This window comes from Mesorhizobium sp. P5_C1 (assembly GCF_054049815.1).
Genome location: NZ_JBFULQ010000103.1, coordinates 1 through 15,138, shown reverse-complemented (window position 1 = coordinate 15,138; position 15,138 = coordinate 1). Strand labels below are relative to the sequence as shown.

Annotated in this window: 21 protein-coding genes; 15 read left to right on the top strand and 6 right to left on the bottom strand. The window is 62.5% G+C overall.

Annotated elements, in window-relative coordinates:
* Positions 1 to 274 precede the first annotated feature (274 nt).
* The gene (locus ACXJ7R_RS11370) at positions 275 to 1,045 is read left to right on the top strand and encodes an IclR family transcriptional regulator (protein ID WP_457151916.1); all 771 of its coding nucleotides are present in this window, start codon (positions 275 to 277) and stop codon (positions 1,043 to 1,045) included.
* A gap of 156 nt (positions 1,046 to 1,201) precedes the next feature.
* Here ACXJ7R_RS11370 and ACXJ7R_RS11365 read toward each other — a convergent pair whose 3' ends face one another.
* Positions 1,202 to 1,741, bottom strand: coding sequence for a GNAT family N-acetyltransferase (locus ACXJ7R_RS11365; RefSeq protein WP_457151915.1), 540 nt, complete (start codon positions 1,739 to 1,741; stop codon positions 1,202 to 1,204).
* 262 nt (positions 1,742 to 2,003) lie between these two features.
* Here ACXJ7R_RS11365 and ACXJ7R_RS11360 point away from each other — a divergent pair, with 262 nt between their 5' ends.
* On the top strand, positions 2,004 to 2,459 hold the full coding sequence (locus tag ACXJ7R_RS11360; RefSeq protein WP_457151914.1) for a DUF2214 family protein: 456 nt from the start codon (positions 2,004 to 2,006) through the stop codon (positions 2,457 to 2,459).
* Here the strand turns inward: ACXJ7R_RS11360 and nth are convergent.
* Positions 2,456 to 3,259: an endonuclease III gene (gene nth, locus ACXJ7R_RS11355; RefSeq protein WP_457151913.1), complete on the bottom strand. Its 804-nt coding sequence runs from the start codon at positions 3,257 to 3,259 to the stop codon at positions 2,456 to 2,458. The genes ACXJ7R_RS11360 and nth overlap by 4 nt on opposite strands.
* 22 nt (positions 3,260 to 3,281) lie before the next feature.
* Between nth and ACXJ7R_RS11350 the strand changes: the two genes are divergently transcribed.
* Positions 3,282 to 3,776 (top strand): DUF2244 domain-containing protein, encoded by a 495-nt coding sequence (locus ACXJ7R_RS11350; protein ID WP_095084698.1) that lies wholly within the window; start codon positions 3,282 to 3,284, stop codon positions 3,774 to 3,776.
* A 1-nt stretch (position 3,777) separates the two neighbouring features.
* Here ACXJ7R_RS11350 and ACXJ7R_RS11345 read toward each other — a convergent pair whose 3' ends face one another.
* Positions 3,778 to 4,593, bottom strand: coding sequence for a class I SAM-dependent methyltransferase (locus ACXJ7R_RS11345; RefSeq protein WP_457151912.1), 816 nt, complete (start codon positions 4,591 to 4,593; stop codon positions 3,778 to 3,780).
* A 216-nt stretch (positions 4,594 to 4,809) separates the two neighbouring features.
* Between ACXJ7R_RS11345 and ACXJ7R_RS11340 the strand changes: the two genes are divergently transcribed.
* From ACXJ7R_RS11340 to ACXJ7R_RS11295, 10 genes are all read left to right on the top strand, one after another.
* The gene (locus tag ACXJ7R_RS11340) at positions 4,810 to 5,688 is read left to right on the top strand and encodes a methylated-DNA--[protein]-cysteine S-methyltransferase (RefSeq protein WP_457151911.1); all 879 of its coding nucleotides are present in this window, start codon (positions 4,810 to 4,812) and stop codon (positions 5,686 to 5,688) included.
* 219 nt (positions 5,689 to 5,907) lie between these two features.
* Complete coding sequence (locus ACXJ7R_RS11335) at positions 5,908 to 6,378, top strand: hypothetical protein (protein WP_457151910.1); 471 nt, start codon at positions 5,908 to 5,910, stop codon at positions 6,376 to 6,378.
* 20 nt (positions 6,379 to 6,398) lie between these two features.
* Complete coding sequence (locus ACXJ7R_RS11330) at positions 6,399 to 6,791, top strand: hypothetical protein (RefSeq protein ID WP_457151909.1); 393 nt, start codon at positions 6,399 to 6,401, stop codon at positions 6,789 to 6,791.
* Complete coding sequence (locus ACXJ7R_RS11325) at positions 6,758 to 7,276, top strand: hypothetical protein (RefSeq protein WP_457151908.1); 519 nt, start codon at positions 6,758 to 6,760, stop codon at positions 7,274 to 7,276. Before ACXJ7R_RS11330 ends, ACXJ7R_RS11325 begins: the two co-directional genes overlap by 34 nt.
* Positions 7,251 to 7,733 (top strand): hypothetical protein, encoded by a 483-nt coding sequence (locus ACXJ7R_RS11320; RefSeq protein WP_457151907.1) that lies wholly within the window; start codon positions 7,251 to 7,253, stop codon positions 7,731 to 7,733. The genes ACXJ7R_RS11325 and ACXJ7R_RS11320 overlap by 26 nt, the downstream gene beginning before the upstream one ends.
* 144 nt (positions 7,734 to 7,877) lie before the next feature.
* On the top strand, positions 7,878 to 8,783 hold the full coding sequence (locus ACXJ7R_RS11315) for a ribokinase (protein WP_457151906.1): 906 nt from the start codon (positions 7,878 to 7,880) through the stop codon (positions 8,781 to 8,783).
* Between the two features lies 1 nt (position 8,784).
* Positions 8,785 to 10,236 carry an amidase gene (locus ACXJ7R_RS11310; RefSeq protein ID WP_457151905.1) on the top strand — a complete coding sequence of 484 codons (1,452 nt, stop codon included), beginning with the start codon at positions 8,785 to 8,787 and terminating at the stop codon, positions 10,234 to 10,236.
* Between the two features lie 113 nt (positions 10,237 to 10,349).
* Positions 10,350 to 10,964, top strand: coding sequence for a LysE family translocator (locus ACXJ7R_RS11305; protein ID WP_095084705.1), 615 nt, complete (start codon positions 10,350 to 10,352; stop codon positions 10,962 to 10,964).
* Positions 10,965 to 11,087: 123 nt separating this feature from the next.
* Positions 11,088 to 11,360 (top strand): hypothetical protein, encoded by a 273-nt coding sequence (locus ACXJ7R_RS11300; protein ID WP_457151904.1) that lies wholly within the window; start codon positions 11,088 to 11,090, stop codon positions 11,358 to 11,360.
* 3 nt (positions 11,361 to 11,363) lie between these two features.
* Positions 11,364 to 11,735: a hypothetical protein gene (locus ACXJ7R_RS11295; protein ID WP_457151903.1), complete on the top strand. Its 372-nt coding sequence runs from the start codon at positions 11,364 to 11,366 to the stop codon at positions 11,733 to 11,735.
* Between the two features lie 68 nt (positions 11,736 to 11,803).
* Here the strand turns inward: ACXJ7R_RS11295 and ACXJ7R_RS11290 are convergent, their stop codons facing one another.
* Positions 11,804 to 12,745, bottom strand: a complete 942-nt coding sequence (locus ACXJ7R_RS11290) for a nucleoside hydrolase (RefSeq protein ID WP_457151902.1) — start codon at positions 12,743 to 12,745, stop codon at positions 11,804 to 11,806.
* A gap of 304 nt (positions 12,746 to 13,049) precedes the next feature.
* Here ACXJ7R_RS11290 and ACXJ7R_RS11285 point away from each other — a divergent pair, with 304 nt between their 5' ends.
* Positions 13,050 to 13,475, top strand: coding sequence for an Hsp20 family protein (locus ACXJ7R_RS11285; RefSeq protein ID WP_023760739.1), 426 nt, complete (start codon positions 13,050 to 13,052; stop codon positions 13,473 to 13,475).
* Positions 13,476 to 13,540: 65 nt separating this feature from the next.
* Positions 13,541 to 13,798, top strand: a complete 258-nt coding sequence (locus tag ACXJ7R_RS11280) for a BQ00720 family protein (RefSeq protein ID WP_095084707.1) — start codon at positions 13,541 to 13,543, stop codon at positions 13,796 to 13,798.
* Between the two features lie 74 nt (positions 13,799 to 13,872).
* Here ACXJ7R_RS11280 and ptsN read toward each other — a convergent pair whose 3' ends face one another.
* Both ptsN and hpf read right to left on the bottom strand, forming a co-directional pair.
* On the bottom strand, positions 13,873 to 14,337 hold the full coding sequence (ptsN, locus tag ACXJ7R_RS11275; RefSeq protein ID WP_013529589.1) for a PTS IIA-like nitrogen regulatory protein PtsN: 465 nt from the start codon (positions 14,335 to 14,337) through the stop codon (positions 13,873 to 13,875).
* 59 nt (positions 14,338 to 14,396) lie between these two features.
* Positions 14,397 to 14,981: a ribosome hibernation-promoting factor, HPF/YfiA family gene (gene hpf / locus ACXJ7R_RS11270; protein WP_457151901.1), complete on the bottom strand. Its 585-nt coding sequence runs from the start codon at positions 14,979 to 14,981 to the stop codon at positions 14,397 to 14,399.
* Between the last annotated feature and the right edge of the window lie 157 nt (positions 14,982 to 15,138).

Genomic DNA, 15,138 nt, shown 5'->3' with positions numbered 1-15,138 from the left:
GATCACGACACCTCCTCTGGTGCCTGCCAAAACGCGCCTGAATCCAGACCCGTAATCGAGTTCAAGCAGATGTTACCGAGTTCTGTCAACGGGAACGATATTCTACTAGACAGAACTCATCGGCAGCGCGACACAGTGGCTCCGCTAAGCAGGTTCCGCAAAAGTGTCCCGCGGTTTTGCGACAAGAACCTGCGGCAAACAAAGAAACCTAAGCAGACGACGCGTTGGCGAAGCCAGCGGTGTCTGCTTAGGACCTTCCGAATTGGGAACCGCAATGGACTCATCAAGCAGATCGGCTGATCCAGACATCCGGCACGCGGCTACCGAAGGGGTTGCCGCGCTTGATCGGGCGATCGCCATCCTCGACGCCTTCACCACCGCCGACCGGTCGCTCAGCCTGGCCGAAATCGCGGCCCGTACCGGCCTCTACAAGAGCACCATCCTGCGGCTTGCGCACTCCCTGTTGCGCGGGCAGTTGCTCGAGCGCCTGGACGATGGCCGCTACCGCGTTGGACCCGCCGCCTTCCGGCTCGGCGCGCTCTATCAGCGTTCGGTGGTGGCAGTCGACATCCTGCTGCCGATCATGCGCGACCTATCCGAGCAAAGCTGGGAAAGCGTTGCTTTCTATGTTCGCTCGGGCGACGTCCGCACGTGTCTCTACCGCGTCGAATCCAAGCACCCGATCCGCTACACGATACGGGAAGGCGACGTGCTGCCTCTGCTGGTTGGGTCGGGCGGCCGCGTGCTTGCGGCGTTTTCCGGCCAGCAGGGCGAACCCTACGAGACCATCCGCAAGACCTGCAACTGTCTCGCCGTCGGCGACCGCGACCCAGAGACGGCGGGCGTGTCGGCGCCGGTGTTCGGTCCGGGCCGGGCCCTGCTCGGCGCCTTGACGCTGGCCGGCCCCAGCTCGCGCGTCGACGCCGCGTTCCTTCAGCGCATGAAACGCCCGCTGCTCGAGGCGGCGGCGCGCGCCACCCGCGCCTTCGGCGAGGACGCCTCCATGCTCGAGCAGGCGAGCCTCGCCGCAGACGCCGTGTCGTAGTGGGGTCGAAGGCGCCGCAGCCGGAGCTGCCTCAGTTCAAATTTGACCAGAACCACACGGCGGTTCTTGGCACGGCCCGCCTCGTCGCCATTGCTGGCGACAGGCGCACTGCGATCTATGCTTGGTAGCGCGGGGATCTCCAGTCGATGACGCCGCTCAGGGCAGCCGCTCCAGCAGAATGGTCGGGGCGTCATGGTAGGTGGTCCGCACCACTTCCCGGTAGCCGCACTTCGTCGCAACGTTCAGCGACGCGGCGTTTTCCGGATCGATGATGCAAACGGTCCTCGCGGACCCGAAAGTCTCTTCGCCCCATGCCAGGACGCGGCCAACCACCTCGGTGGCGAAGCCTGCGCCATGAATGGCAGGAGCGAGCGCCCAGCCGGCCTCGGGAATGCCTTCGATCGACGGCTGCATATCGCGCTTCAGGTCGTGAAACCCGGCCTCGCCGATGAAACGGCCCGTCGCCTTTTCCTCGATCGCCCAGAAGCCGTAGCCGAGCAGCGACCACAGGCCGGCATGACGCAGGAAGCGCATCCAGCTTTCTTCGCGCGTGCGCGGCTTGCCGCCGATGAAACGGGTGACCACGGGATCGGTCCACATCACGGCATAGGCGTCGAAATCTCCCAGCCGGTGTGCCCGCAGGATGGTTCGCTGCGTCTCGATCACAGGGGCGATGGTCGCTCGCGGATTGTTCATGGGATTGCCTCGCTTATCCACCCGGCGCGTAGCAAATTGCCCGGGCCAGACAAGGGCCAAGGCAGGGCATGTCATCTTCCAGGCGAGAAAATCGCGCTAAGCCGCGCCACAAATACGACGGACACCCATGCGGGCAACCTGGTCTCAAGCTCGGCTATGGGAATTCGGCGCGACGATGCTATTTTCGCGACAGGCTGATTCAGCATCTGCAAGCGCAATCCTTTCAGGCACGGGCTTGTGCCGTCAAACCCAGGGAAAAAGCATGGACACCACCGATCTCGTGCTTGCCATCGTCCACCATCTGCTGGTTTTTTCCCTGGCAGGGATCATCGGCGCCGAATTCGTGCTGATCCGCGGCGACCTGGCCGCCGCCACGCTCAAGCGGCTCGCCGGCATCGACCGTCATTATGGGATCATCGCCGCGCTGATCATCATCGTCGGGATCGGCCGCGTCTTCTATGGCCTCAAGGGTTGGGAATTCTACGTCTACAACTGGATGTTCTGGGCCAAGATGGCGGCGTTTGGCATCGTCGGCCTGCTGTCGATCATCCCGACCGTCCGCTTCATCTCCTGGAACAGGCAGGCAGGCGCCAATCCCTCGTTCCTGGTGCCGGCAGCCGAGCTTGCATCCGTCAAGACCTTTGTCCGCGCCGAGGCATTCATCTTCCTGTTGATCCCGGTCTTCGCCGCGGCGATGGCACGCGGCTACGGCTACTAATCGCCGGAGGCAACCGTTTCTAGCGGAGCTATCGGCACCAGCGGTGCCGGCACATCGGTCGTCTTCTCCTGCGCCTTGCAGATGTCGGCGATGACGCAGGCCGGACAATCCGGCTTGCGCGCCTTGCAGACATAGCGGCCATGCAGGATCAGCCAGTGATGCGCGTGGCGCATGTATTCGTCCGGGATGATCTTCAACAGTCCCTGCTCGACCTGTTCCGGCGTCTTGCCGGGCGCCAGCCCGAGCCGGTTGCCGATGCGGAAGATGTGGGTGTCGACCGCCATCGTGTGCTGGCCGAAGGCCATGTTGAGCACGACATTGGCGGTCTTGCGCCCGACCCCCGGCAGCTTGACCAGTTGATCCCGGTCGTCAGGCACATCGCCGCCATGGTCGCGGATCAGCGCTTGCGACAGCGCCATCACGTTCTTGGCCTTGTTGCGCCACAGCCCGATGGTTCTGATATAGTCGCCAACCTTGGCTTCACCCAGCGCCAGCATCTTTTGCGGTGTATCGGCTGCCTTGAACAGCGCCCGCGTCGCTTTGTTGACGCCGGCATCGGTCGCCTGCGCCGACAGCACCACCGCCACCAGCAATGTGAAGGCGTTGACATGTTCGAGCTCGCCCTTCGGCTCAGGCCGCTGGGCGGCAAAACGCCGGAAGATCTCGTGCACTTCGGCCGCGCTGTAGCGCGACGAACGCCGCACCGGCCGCGGACGCGGCTTGGCGTTCGTCCCGTCGCGCCGGCCGGGCAACAGCTCATTTTTGGGCATGGATGATTCTTTGGACTTGGGGCTCGCCATTTCCTTCCTATAATATCCCGCCATGAGCGACACAAACGCCTCATTTCAGGCCGACGAGCCATTCTTTCAGGCGCTGCTGACCCCGCACCGGTCCCTGGGCAAAACCGGTTTTGCCTTGCTGATGGGCGCGCTGCTGTTCGGCTGGCTGGTGACAGGCGCCTTTTTCCTGTCGCGTGGCGCCTGGCCGGTGTTCGGCTTCCTCGGCCTCGACGTGGTCGCCGTCTACATCGCTTTCCGCGCCAACTATCGTGCCGCGCGTGCCCGCGAGGAGGTGTCGGTCTCGCGCACCAGCCTCGACATCCGCAAGACCGCGCCATCCGGAAAATCGGAAGCGCATCGCTTCAACCCGTTCTGGGCGCGGTTTTCGGTCGCCCGTCACGCCGAGATCGGCATCACCAGGATGACAGTGGAAGCACAGGGACAGAACGTGCCGATCGGCGGGTTCCTCAATCCCGACGATCGCGAGACCTTCGCCACCGCCTTTTCGCGGGCGCTGGCGACCGCCAAGGCACGCTGATCTAGAACCGGTAGCGCAACAGCCTGCCGACCTTGCGCAGGGCTGGAATGTGTCTCCAAAGGCGGACGAACAGCTTCGCGACCCAGCCCATGCGGGCGGCGTGTTCAGGCTTGTAGGCCGAGATGTCATCGAYGAACCGTAGCTTTGGGATGGCCAGTTCCAGGTCGTGCGGATCGTCGATCGCCCAATACACTTGGGCACCCGTCGCCTTGATGGCCGGATTGAGGCGAAGCAGCTTCAGGCCAAAACGGCTGTAGGCGTCGAACATCAGTTCGCCACTGGCAAGATGCGAGACCAGCCGCGCAAACAGGCGTGGTCCCTCGTTGGCAGCTAGATAGGGCGTCAGGCCTTCCGCCACCACGATGGCCGGGCGATTGCGCGGCACCGAGGCCAGCCAATCCGGTTCGGTCACCGACGAGGCGATCAGATGGCAATGGGCCCGGGACGGGTACAGCTTGCGTCTGAGCTCGATGACTTCAGGGTAGTCGACATCAAACCAGTCCACGCCCTGTGGCGGATCGACACGAAATATGCGCGTATCGAGCCCGCATCCCAGATGCAACACGATGGAGTCGGGATTTCTCGCGAGAAAGTCCTGAACATGGACATCCAGCGTCTTTGCCCTGATCGCCAGGCCGACGCCGAGATTGGTGTCGACCTTGAGCCTGGAGAAATCGTAGTCGATCTTGCGCACCGCCTCGTCGGCGAAATGATCCCCGAGCAGCGTATCCGGCAACCTGCTCTCCAGAGCCTTGCCGTAGAGCGTCAACAGCAACGTCCCCTTTTCCCCGGTCAGATGTATCTTCTCGCCAGCCATGTGCGATTCCTAGTCAGAGCATGATCCCGAAAAGTGGAATCCGGTTTTCGGGAAAGATCATGCTTATACAAACAGACAGAGCCCCATCCCGACCTCATCGGGATGGAACAGGCTCTCGAAAACCCGAGTCTATCTGGGTACGCGCCGCAAGAAGGCAAGTTTCGGGTGGCGATCGACGCCCCAAGGGGCGATATTCCTGCCCAAGGAGACAGTTCCATGAGCACACAGACGGCCGTTCTCAAGAAGGACATCACGCCCGAAGGCAGCGACTACGAAATCGTGCGCCGCGCCATCGAGAAGATCAGCCTCGACTATCGCGACCAGCCATCGCTGGAAGAACTGGCCGAAGAGGTCGGCGAGACTCCGACCGGCCTGCAGAAACTCTTCACCCGCTGGGCCGGCCTGTCGCCAAAAGCCTTCCTGCAGGCGGTGACACTGGACCATGCCCGCAAGCTGCTGGATTCAGGCATGCCGTTGCTCGAAACGTCATTCGAGCTGGGCATGTCCGGCCCCGGCCGGCTGCACGACCTCTTCGTTACCCATGAAGCGATGTCGCCGGGCGACTACAAGACGCGCGGCGCAGGCCTCACCATCCGCTACGGCTACCACCCCTCGCCGTTCGGCACTGCCCTGATCATGGCTACCGACCGCGGGCTTGCCGGCCTCGCCTTCAGCGATCCGGGCGAGGAACGCGCCGCCTTCGCCGACATGTCCAGCCGCTGGCCGAACGCCATCTATGTCGAGGACATGGCCGCGACGGGGCCCTATGCGGCGCGCATCTTCGACCCGACGCTGTGGCGCCCCGACCAGCCGCTGCATGTCGTCATGATCGGCACCGACTTCCAGGTTCGCGTCTGGGAGGCGCTGCTCAACATACCGATGGGCAAGGCCCGCACCTATTCCTCGATCGCCGCCAGCATCGGCGCGCCGAGCGCCAGCCGTGCCGTCGGTGCCGCCAACGGCGCCAACCCGCTCTCTTTCGTGGTTCCCTGCCACCGCGCCATCGGCAAGTCCGGCGACCTCACCGGCTATCACTGGGGTCTGACCCGCAAGCGAGCCATTCTGGGTTGGGAAGCAGGGCAAGTGTCGTCGTGAATGTCGATTTTCCAAGAACCCCCCGCAGAATCTATAAATGCCGGACTTATCAAGTATAAGTGCGATTATTGCATCGGATTTTCTTGATTGCAACCAAAAGCAACCTCTGGTTTAGCGATTGTTATTTTAAGCAATTGTTCAAGTTAACTCTAAATTAACTACGATAAAGTGATGATGACCCATATTAATTCGGACTATCCGGCTTAATGGGAGGTCTCGATGACATCGTTTCGCGCCGTCTTCGGCGCAGCCCTGCTGGTCGCCTGTATTGAACAGTCCGCATTGGCCACAACGCAAAATGTCATTTTCAATGGCACGATCACCGCAACCTGCACGCTTGTGGTCGCCACCAACGGCACGATGACGGTGAGCCCCGATCTTCAGTCGCTAAGCTCGCACAACAGCGGCGGCTTGGCCGGAACGGTCACGCTGACCACCACTGGAGGCGTATCGCTCAGCGTAGACCCGGTCACCATCACCACTGTGCCGGCTGCCGACACGACGTCGACCACCTGGACACCGACCTACTCCGCCGCCGGTACGCACTCCATCGCCGAGACCGGCTCGGCCACCAGCCTCGGCACACCCGGCGCTGACCTCGTCTCGGTCAACCTCGCCGGCACCAAGGGCGGCAGCAACCGCTTCGCCTCCGGAAACTATCAGGCAACGGTGACTGTGCGCTGCGAATAAGCTCTCGGAAGGAGGGGCCTTTGACACATGCTCGAACCTTGGCGACGGCGCTGGCCGTCGGCCTGATGCCCATTGCCGCCGCTGCCCAGTCGATGTCGCCGATGCGAGGCGAGGTCAACAGCTTCACTGACGTCTTCGCGGTCCGCGTATTCCCGGCCAATCCCTACGACCAGAAGATCAGGGTCGAAATCCACGTCTACGATCAGGATTTTCAGCCGGTGGCCGCCAGGATCTCTCCGAGTTCCTTCCAATTGGCTTCCCAGGCTTCCCGTCCTGTCCTTGTGGTCGTGCCCTTCGGCGGCGCTGCCGAGCGCAAAGTGCGTATCTGTACCGAAAGCATCCCCTTTCCCAATCAACAGACGCAGATAAAGGCACAGATATGCGGCAAGTTTTTTGGGCACCGCAAATCCTGACAGTCGCACTTGCAGCGATGTCTGCGGGGATTTCGCCGGTTCTGGCCGAGGATGTCTACAATCTCAACCAGAATGAGAGCGGCTTCAACCTGCCCGGCGTAACCTTGCCTCAGGGGCAGGACGAGGTCCACGCTTCCGACGGCACCACCTGCCGTTCGGCGGTATCGGGTACCGGCGCCTATGTCGACCTCGGCGTCATCAGAGGCAACAACCGGTCGAACAATGACCTCGCCACCTACGGCCGCGTGGTGATCCCGATCGGGCGCTCGCCCAAGCGCGTCGATTGCAGCCGTCTTTACGAGCTTGAGGTCGAGCGCCTGCAACTGGAGCTGAAACTCCTCAAAATGGGCCTCGGCGCCGACGGCCCGACGGCGAGCGTGGCCACCAGCGCTCCCGCTCCCGCGGTCGCATCACCCGGATGGGCCAACGAGGGCTGGAGCATCAGGACCGGAAATGGCGATGGCAAGAAAAAGAAGAAGAAATAGCCGCGCGCTGCTTGCGACCGCGGCACTTGCCGGCCTCTGCCTTCCGGCGCGAGCGGCGATCATCGGCACCTGCACCATCATGGTCGGGGCGTCGGGAACGATGACCGCAAATCCTGCCATCAGCATCCTGGGCTCCAAACAGGCAGGCGGGTCGAGTGCGACCGCCACCATCACCGCCAGTTCGCTGCTTTGCACCTTGCTCAACCTGCTCGACTGTTATTCCGTTTCCGCGCCGGCGCCCGCCTCGTTCTCGTCAGCGCCAAGCGGCGGCGGTACCAACGTCAACTTCAGCACCGTCTACCGCCTCGACGGCACCGGCGTCGACACCTCCGGAAGCGTGCCGCAGCGTGTCGTCAACGGCACCCACCCCATGCAGGTCGACCTCACCGCCACCAAGTCGAGCGGTATCTTTCCCGCCGGCAACTACCAGGGCACGGTCACCGTGCGCTGTGAATAGGCACAAATCGAGCTGGACCATTCGCGTGGTCTGGCAAGCCGCGGCCTTACAGGCTAGCTTCCCGCGCAATAGGAACGACCTGCGTTCGCCCGGACGCTCAAAAGACACTCCAGTTTTTGAATTCGTGCTGGCAGGAGGCCTTGCTTGATTATCGTTATCGGCTCGATCAACCTCGACCTGATCGCCAATGTCGACCGCTTGCCGAGCCCTGGCGAAACAGTAGCCGGCTCGACCTTTGCCACCGCGCCCGGCGGCAAAGGCGCCAACCAGGCGCTGGCGGCGGCACGCGCCGGCGCTCCGGTGCGCATGGTCGGCGCCGTCGGCAAGGACAGCTTCGCCGCCGAGGCGTTGGCATTGCTGCGCGACGGCAAGGTCGATCTGTCTGGCGTCGCCGAGACTTTTGCGTCGACAGGCACAGCCCTGATCATGGTCGGCGACGACGGCGAGAACATCATCGCCGTGGTGCCGGGCGCCAACGCGTCCGTATTGCCTGGCGACCTCTCAAAAGCCTTCTTCAAAAAGGGCGATATCGTACTCCTGCAACATGAGGTCCCGCTGGCGACCGTCGGTGCCGCGCTCGACCAGGCAAGGGCGGCTGGCGCCATCACCGTGCTCAACACCGCACCCTTCCAGGGCGAAGCGGCGGCCTTTCTTGCCAAGGCCGATTATGCAGTCGCCAACGAAACCGAATTCGACCTCTATGGCGAGGCGCTGTCGCTCAATGGTCGCGACCGGGCGGCGCGCATGCGAGACTATGCCGGGAAGACCGGCCGCACCATCGTCGTGACGCTCGGCGGCGACGGCGTGATGGCGGCGACGCCAAGCGATTTCCTGACCGTTCCGGCAATGAAGATCACGCCTGTCGACACGGTCGGCGCCGGCGACACGTTCTGCGGTTACTTCGCCGCCGGCCTGTCGTCCGGCCTGGCGCTCGAACAGGCGCTGGCGCGCGCCGGCGCGGCGGGCTCGCTGGCCTGCCTGAAGCCAGGCGCCCAGCCGGCAATTCCGCTGGCCAAGGATGTCGACCAGGCATTGCAGGAAACGCGTTGAAATGCTGCGCCCTCAGACGAAACATGCCGTGGCGCCGGCCAGYGACATCTGTCGCCTGTCCGCGGTCGCACTTGCCGACGCGATCCGCCAAAGGAAACTTTCCGTCCGCGAGGTGGTGACGGCATTCCTCGACCGGATCGAGGCGGTCAACCCGCTGGTCAACGCCATTGTCTCCTTGCGCGACCGTGGCGACATCCTGCGCGAGGCCGACGCTGCCGATGCCAGACGGGCAGATGCCGAAACCGGCTCGTTGTTCGGCCTGCCGATCGCCATCAAGGACCTCGCCTCGACCACTGGCCTCAGGACCTCGCTCGGCTCGCCGATCTTCGCCGACTTCGTGCCGCAGGAAGACGATTTCTTCGTCGAGCGTATCCGCAACGCCGGCGCCATCATCATCGGCAAGACCAACGTTCCGGAATTCGGGCTTGGCTCCAACACCTACAACAATGTGTTCGGGCCCACGCTGAACGCCTTCGATCCGGCGCTGACCGCCGGCGGCTCGAGTGGTGGCGCGGCGGTGGCGCTGGCGCTGGATATGCTGCCTGTCGCCGATGGCAGCGACTTTGGCGGCTCGCTGCGCAACCCGGCCGCCTGGAACAATGTTTTTGGCTTCCGCCCGTCGCAAGGGCTAGTTCCCGGCGGACCCGACGTCGAGGTCTTTCATGCGCAGATGGGTGTCGATGGGCCGATGGGCCGCAACGTCTGCGACATGGCCCTGCTGCTCGACGTGCAGGCGGGTTATCATCCGCAAGCGCCATTGTCCTATGAGAAACCTGGCTCGTTCCTCGACGGGCTTGCGACAGGGACTACTGGCGGCCGCATCGCCTGGTTCAGCGACCTCGGCGGTCATCTGCCTGTCGAAGCCGGGATTCTCGATCTCTGCGAGACAGCGCTCGGCCGGTTGGCGGATGCATCCTCCTTCCCCTGGCAGCCTCTGCAGCCGAATTTCGATTTCGAAGCGCTGTGGCAGGCTTTCGTCACACTGCGCCAGGCCAGCAGCGGCTGTGCGCTCAAAACCCACTACGACGATCCCTCGAAGCGCGGCCTGCTGAAGCCGGAAGCCGTCTGGGAGGTAGAGAACGCTATGCGGCAGACGGCGCCGCAGATCCGCGCGGCCTCGGTCATCCGCACGTCCTGGCATCGCACGCTGCTGTCGATCTTCGACCGCTATGATCTGATCGCGCTACCGACCGCGCAGGTCTTCCCCTTCGATGTCGGCACGCCCTGGCCGCGCGAGGTCGCCGGACGGGCGATGGACAGCTACCACCGCTGGATGCAGGTTTCCGCATTCGCCACCCTGGGCGGCTGCCCGGCGGTCAACGTGCCGGTCGGCTTCGACGACAAGGGCCGGCCAATGGGCATGCAGTTGATCGGCCGGCCACGCGGCGATCTTGCAGTGCTCAAGGCGGCAGCCGCCTATGAGGCAACGCTGCCGTGGCAGACCGGCGCCTGAACCGGTGCATTGGCGTATCGCAGAGCTTGGCGTGCCGGCTTGCGCCGGCTGCGCTGCCATGCATTGATTGCCGTCAGCCCGCGCCGCTCTGGCGGCATCCTTGAGGAAAAATCATGTCGCTGGAACTCTACGCCGCCTATGTCCTCGCTTGCATCGTCATCATCCTGGTGCCCGGCCCAACGGTTACGCTGATCATCGCCAACAGCATCCGCCATGGCTCCCGCGCCGGGCTCGCCAATGTCGCCGGCACGCAGGCCGGGCTTGCCGTGATGATCGCCATCGTCGGCATCGGCCTCAACACGCTGATCTCGGGCATGGGTCATTGGTTCGAATGGGTACGGCTGATCGGCGCCGCCTATCTGATCTGGATGGGCGTGCAGATGTTCCGTTCCAAGGGCACGCTGAACGCCGACGGAACGGCAAGGAAACCGCGCGGCGGCTTCTTCCTGCAGGGCCTGCTGGTAGCGCTCAGCAACCCCAAGACGCTGGTGTTCTTCGGCGCCTTCTTTCCGCAGTTCATCGCGCCTCAGGGCAATTACTCGTTGCAGATCGTGGTCATGGGCCTCACTGCCATGATCTTCGCGGCCATCTCGGATTCGACCTATGCACTGGCCGCCGGCCGCGCCGGGCGCCTGCTGTCGGCCAGCCGCATCAAGCTCATGTCCAGGATCAGCGGCAGCTTCCTGGTCGGCGGCGGCCTGTGGCTGGCGTTTTCACGGTCGAAGTAGTCGCAGACCTACGGCTGATGAGGGCTGATTGAAAATCAGCCTTCTCGCCACCACATGAATCCGCGCCGGGGATTCATATCTATGTCTTGGACTTATGCTGATTTGAAAAGGAACGCGCCTGGCGTGATCCTGGTTGGCTCTCTGTTCGCGGTGATGGTTCCCTCGGCTCTGAACAAATGGACCAATGACGCAAGCCCGATCCATTCGGTTGAGGCAGTCGAGGCAACGATCAAAAGTGCTCAGTGGGGCAAGGGTCGCAGCGTCTACGTGCTATCCCTTGAGAGCGGTTCGTTAGTTCTCGTCGACGACGATCGCCCGCCCCTGATCGGCTCACGCGTTGGCATCGAGCGCGTGACACGCGACAGTGGCTTCGTTTTCTACCGGTTTGCGGATTGAACCATGGCCAAAGCGCGGTATGGCCTTGCCTTCATGACCCTTCGCGAAAATCTTCGGGGCATAGTCATCACCAGCCTAGTTGTGGGCGCATGCGCTGTGGCAATCGGCACCTTGATTGCAAGGCAAAGCAGCCCGATCGTCAATGTGGAGCGCGTAACAGGCACGGTGGTCAACGTCCTCAATGCGCCTCCGAACCCAGAGGGTTATGTCGGTGGCAGACCCAGCTATCTCTACGGAATCCGCCTTTACGAAAATAATCTGCTGGTGTTCGCGTACGGCGACGCAACATCACCGCGAGCCATCGGTTCGGAGGTTTCGGTCGAACGGCAGCATCGCCGGAATGACACCGAAACATATCGCCTGCTTCGCGAGTAATCGCCTGATGCACGCCGCCCAAAAACGCAAGTGCTTTTGGGCGGATGATATGCATCTGGAACAGGGAACTAAAGCCGCCCCAGCCTCTCSACCAGCAGCGCAAAGAAGCGATCATGGTCGATGTCGCGCATCACCATGGCGTTCTTCGGCCGCTTGGTGACGCCCCACCAGTCGATGACGGTCATACCCATGGTCAGTTCCGAGGTGGTTTCAACGCTGACATTGCAGGTGCGGCCTTTGAACAGCTCCGGCTTCAATAGATAGGCGATGACGCAGGGGTCGTGCAGCGGCCCGCCGTCGGTGCCGTATTTCTCCTCGTCGAAGCGCTCGAAGAATTCCAGCATGTCGGCGGTCGCCGTGCCGACCTTGGTGCCGAGTTCGCGGAAGGCCTGCGTGCGCTTGGCGGTGGTCAGCGCCTTGTGGGTGACGTCGAGCGGCATCATCACGATCGGAATGCCGGATTTGAGCACGACGTCGGCGGCTTGCGGATCGACATAGATGTTGAACTCGGCGGACGGCGTGACATTGCCGCCTTCGAAGAAGCCACCGCCCATCAGCACGATTTCCTTGATGCGCGGTGCGATCCGCGGTTCGCGGATCAGCGCCAGCGCAATGTTGGTGAGCGGGCCGAGCGCGCAAAGCGTGATGGTGCCGCTCTCTTCCTTCATCAGCGTCTCGACGATGAAATCGACGGCATACTGGTCCTGCAGCTTCATCGTCGGTTCGGGCAATTGCGGCCCGTTGAGACCGGTCTTGCCATGCACTTCCTCGGCGGTGACCAGTTCGCGCATCAACGGCCGGATGGCGCCGGCATAGACCTTGATGTCCGGCCGGCCGGCCAGCTCGCAGACCTTGCGGGCATTCTTTTCGGTAAGCTTCAGCGGCACGTTGCCGGCAACGACTGATATGCCGACGATCTCCAGCTCGGAGCTGCCGAGCGCCAGCAATATGGCGACGGCGTCATCCTGGCCGGGATCCGTGTCGATGATGATCTTGCGTAATTGAGGCATTTCAATTCCTTGTTTGGCGAAGCCATGGACTTGGGATGAATCCGGGATGACGCCGAAGCGGCTGCGGGCTGCCAAGTCGAACCGCTCGACCGGGGAAGACAATCCCGACCTGCGCGCTTCTCCTTGCATCTGCTGGCCGTTTCAAGCGCCATGTCGATCATTCCTGTGAGTCCACGACCTGGTCTTTTTGGGCGGGTCTTTTGATGGCTTGAACTTGGTCGCGGGGCGGACCATATCAAGACCACCGGGAAAAATGCCATCTGGGTTTTTCCACTTTATGTCGCTCTACAGAGGACAGTGTAACATGAGCCGAATGACGCCCTTTTCCAGCCCGCTTCTCCTTGGTTTCGACGCCATGGAAAAGACTCTGGAACGCCTGGCGAAGTCCGGCGACAGCTACCCTCCCTACAACATCGAACGCCTCAGCGGCGCCGACGGCAAGACCGAAAGGTTGCGCATCACATTGGCGGTCGCCGGTTTCGCCGAAAGCGATCTCGATGTCACCACGGAGGAAAACCAGCTGGTCGTGCGCGGCCGTCAAACCGACGATACCGAGCGCGAGTTTCTTCATCGCGGCATCGCCGCGCGCCAGTTCCAGCGCTGTTTCGTGCTGGCCGACGGCATGCGGGTGATCGCGGCGGAACTGAAGAACGGTCTTTTGTCGATCGATCTTGATCGGCCGGAGTCCGAACGGCTGGTACGGAAAATAAACATATCGGTGAAAGACTGATCTTTACCGATGGCTCTCATGCGGGATGGCCTTGAGCGGCGTCCTCGCGCCAAGGAGGCTTTGAAATGACCAGAACTGATGAAAATCTCACCATGACCAGCGGCGAATTCGCCCATCTCGGCGAGGGCTCGGTCGCCTATCTGCGCAAGGTCTCGAGCGACGAATTGCTCGGCCGTTTCCCGAACCTCGGTGAAATCGCGCCCGGCATGGAACTGTGGGCGCTGTTTGCCGCCAATGGCCAGCCGATCCTGCTTTCGGATGCGCGTGACCGCGCGCTGGCCGGCGCCATGGAAAACGACCTCACCACGGTCGCCATTCACTAAGTCAGGCGCGCGGGGCTTAAAATGGACAGGGCCGCCCGTGGCGGCCCTTGGCTGGATGTTCCAATCAGAAAATGTCAGGCCGCGTGCGAGGCCTGGGTATCCGACAAAAGCGCGTGGATTGCCGCGGCGTCACGCGTCCCCCTGATCTTGGCCACCGTGTCGGCGTCGCGCAGCACCCGCGCGATGCGCGACAAGGCCTTGAGATGGTCGGCGCCTGCCCCTTCCGGCGCCAGCAGCAGAAACACCAGATCGACCGGCTGATCGTCCAGCGATTCGAAATCGACCGGCGTCTCCAGCCGGGCGAAAACCCCGGCGATGCGCTTCACGCCGGCCAGCTTGCCATGCGGAATGGCGATGCCGTTGCCGACGCCCGTCGAGCCCAGTCGTTCACGCTGCAGGATGGTGTCGAACACTTCCCGCTCCGGGATGCCCGAAATCGCGGCTGCCCGTTCGGAAAGCAATTGCAACAGCTGCTTTTTGGAGTTCGCCTTCAACGCCGGCAGTATCGCCGGAACGTTGATAAGATCGCTCAGATCCATGCTTGAAAATCCCTTGTTCGCCTGCCGTCACCAGTCCTCACCCCTCGTGCGGCCGGCTCTTATCCTTGTGCGACCTTGGTCGTGGACGGGTCGATCCAGCCGATGTTTCCATCGGGCCGGCGATAGACGATGTTGAGATGGTCGTTTCCGGCGTTGCGGAAGACGAAGACCGGGCTGTCCTTGGTGTCGAGCTCGATGACGGCCGAAGCCACCGACATGGTCTTCAGCGTCATGGTTGATTCGGCGACGATGGCCGGCGCGAAATTATCCGGAATATCCTCGTCGTCATCGGCCAGCGGCGCCATCACCGTGTAGGCAATGTCGGTCGGATCACCATTGGCGGCGCCTGAATTGTGCGATTTCAGCCGGCGCTTGTAGCGCCTCAGGCGCGTTTCCAGGCGATCGGCGGYGGCCTCGAAGGCAACCGTCGGATCCTGGGCATCGCCGGTGGCCTGCAGCGAAGCACCTGAATCCAGCCGGATCATGCAATCCGCCGAATAGCGCGAACCTGATTTGATGACTGTGACGTGTCCGGCAAAGCCGCGATCGAAATATTTGCCGATCGCTTCGCCGACACGATCGTTGATGCGTGTACGAAACGCATCGCCGATATCCATGTGTTTTCCCGATATGCGCAGATTCATCTGAAAACTGACCTTCCTTGCTCAGGCTTCAAACTCGCCCGAGTTTATACTCGTGGTCCGTGCGCACAAGCTTTGCGGCGTCACTCGCGCCGATTTTAAATCCGAACTTTCCGGTTGATCACAAGCCGCCCTTTTGACCGTCCCGAGGCCAACGTCG

Coding starts and splice junctions, on each gene's coding strand:
- ACXJ7R_RS11370 (WP_457151916.1), top strand. CDS start 275: ATGGACTCATCAAGCAGATCGGCTGATCCAGACATCCGGCACGCGGCT.
- ACXJ7R_RS11365 (WP_457151915.1), bottom strand. CDS start 1,741: ATGAACAATCCGCGAGCGACCATCGCCCCTGTGATCGAGACGCAGCGA.
- ACXJ7R_RS11360 (WP_457151914.1), top strand. CDS start 2,004: ATGGACACCACCGATCTCGTGCTTGCCATCGTCCACCATCTGCTGGTT.
- nth (WP_457151913.1), bottom strand. CDS start 3,259: ATGGCGAGCCCCAAGTCCAAAGAATCATCCATGCCCAAAAATGAGCTG.
- ACXJ7R_RS11350 (WP_095084698.1), top strand. CDS start 3,282: ATGAGCGACACAAACGCCTCATTTCAGGCCGACGAGCCATTCTTTCAG.
- ACXJ7R_RS11340 (WP_457151911.1), top strand. CDS start 4,810: ATGAGCACACAGACGGCCGTTCTCAAGAAGGACATCACGCCCGAAGGC.
- ACXJ7R_RS11335 (WP_457151910.1), top strand. CDS start 5,908: ATGACATCGTTTCGCGCCGTCTTCGGCGCAGCCCTGCTGGTCGCCTGT.
- ACXJ7R_RS11325 (WP_457151908.1), top strand. CDS start 6,758: ATGCGGCAAGTTTTTTGGGCACCGCAAATCCTGACAGTCGCACTTGCA.
- ACXJ7R_RS11320 (WP_457151907.1), top strand. CDS start 7,251: ATGGCAAGAAAAAGAAGAAGAAATAGCCGCGCGCTGCTTGCGACCGCG.
- ACXJ7R_RS11305 (WP_095084705.1), top strand. CDS start 10,350: ATGTCGCTGGAACTCTACGCCGCCTATGTCCTCGCTTGCATCGTCATC.
- ACXJ7R_RS11295 (WP_457151903.1), top strand. CDS start 11,364: ATGGCCAAAGCGCGGTATGGCCTTGCCTTCATGACCCTTCGCGAAAAT.
- ACXJ7R_RS11285 (WP_023760739.1), top strand. CDS start 13,050: ATGAGCCGAATGACGCCCTTTTCCAGCCCGCTTCTCCTTGGTTTCGAC.
- ACXJ7R_RS11280 (WP_095084707.1), top strand. CDS start 13,541: ATGACCAGAACTGATGAAAATCTCACCATGACCAGCGGCGAATTCGCC.
- ptsN (WP_013529589.1), bottom strand. CDS start 14,337: ATGGATCTGAGCGATCTTATCAACGTTCCGGCGATACTGCCGGCGTTG.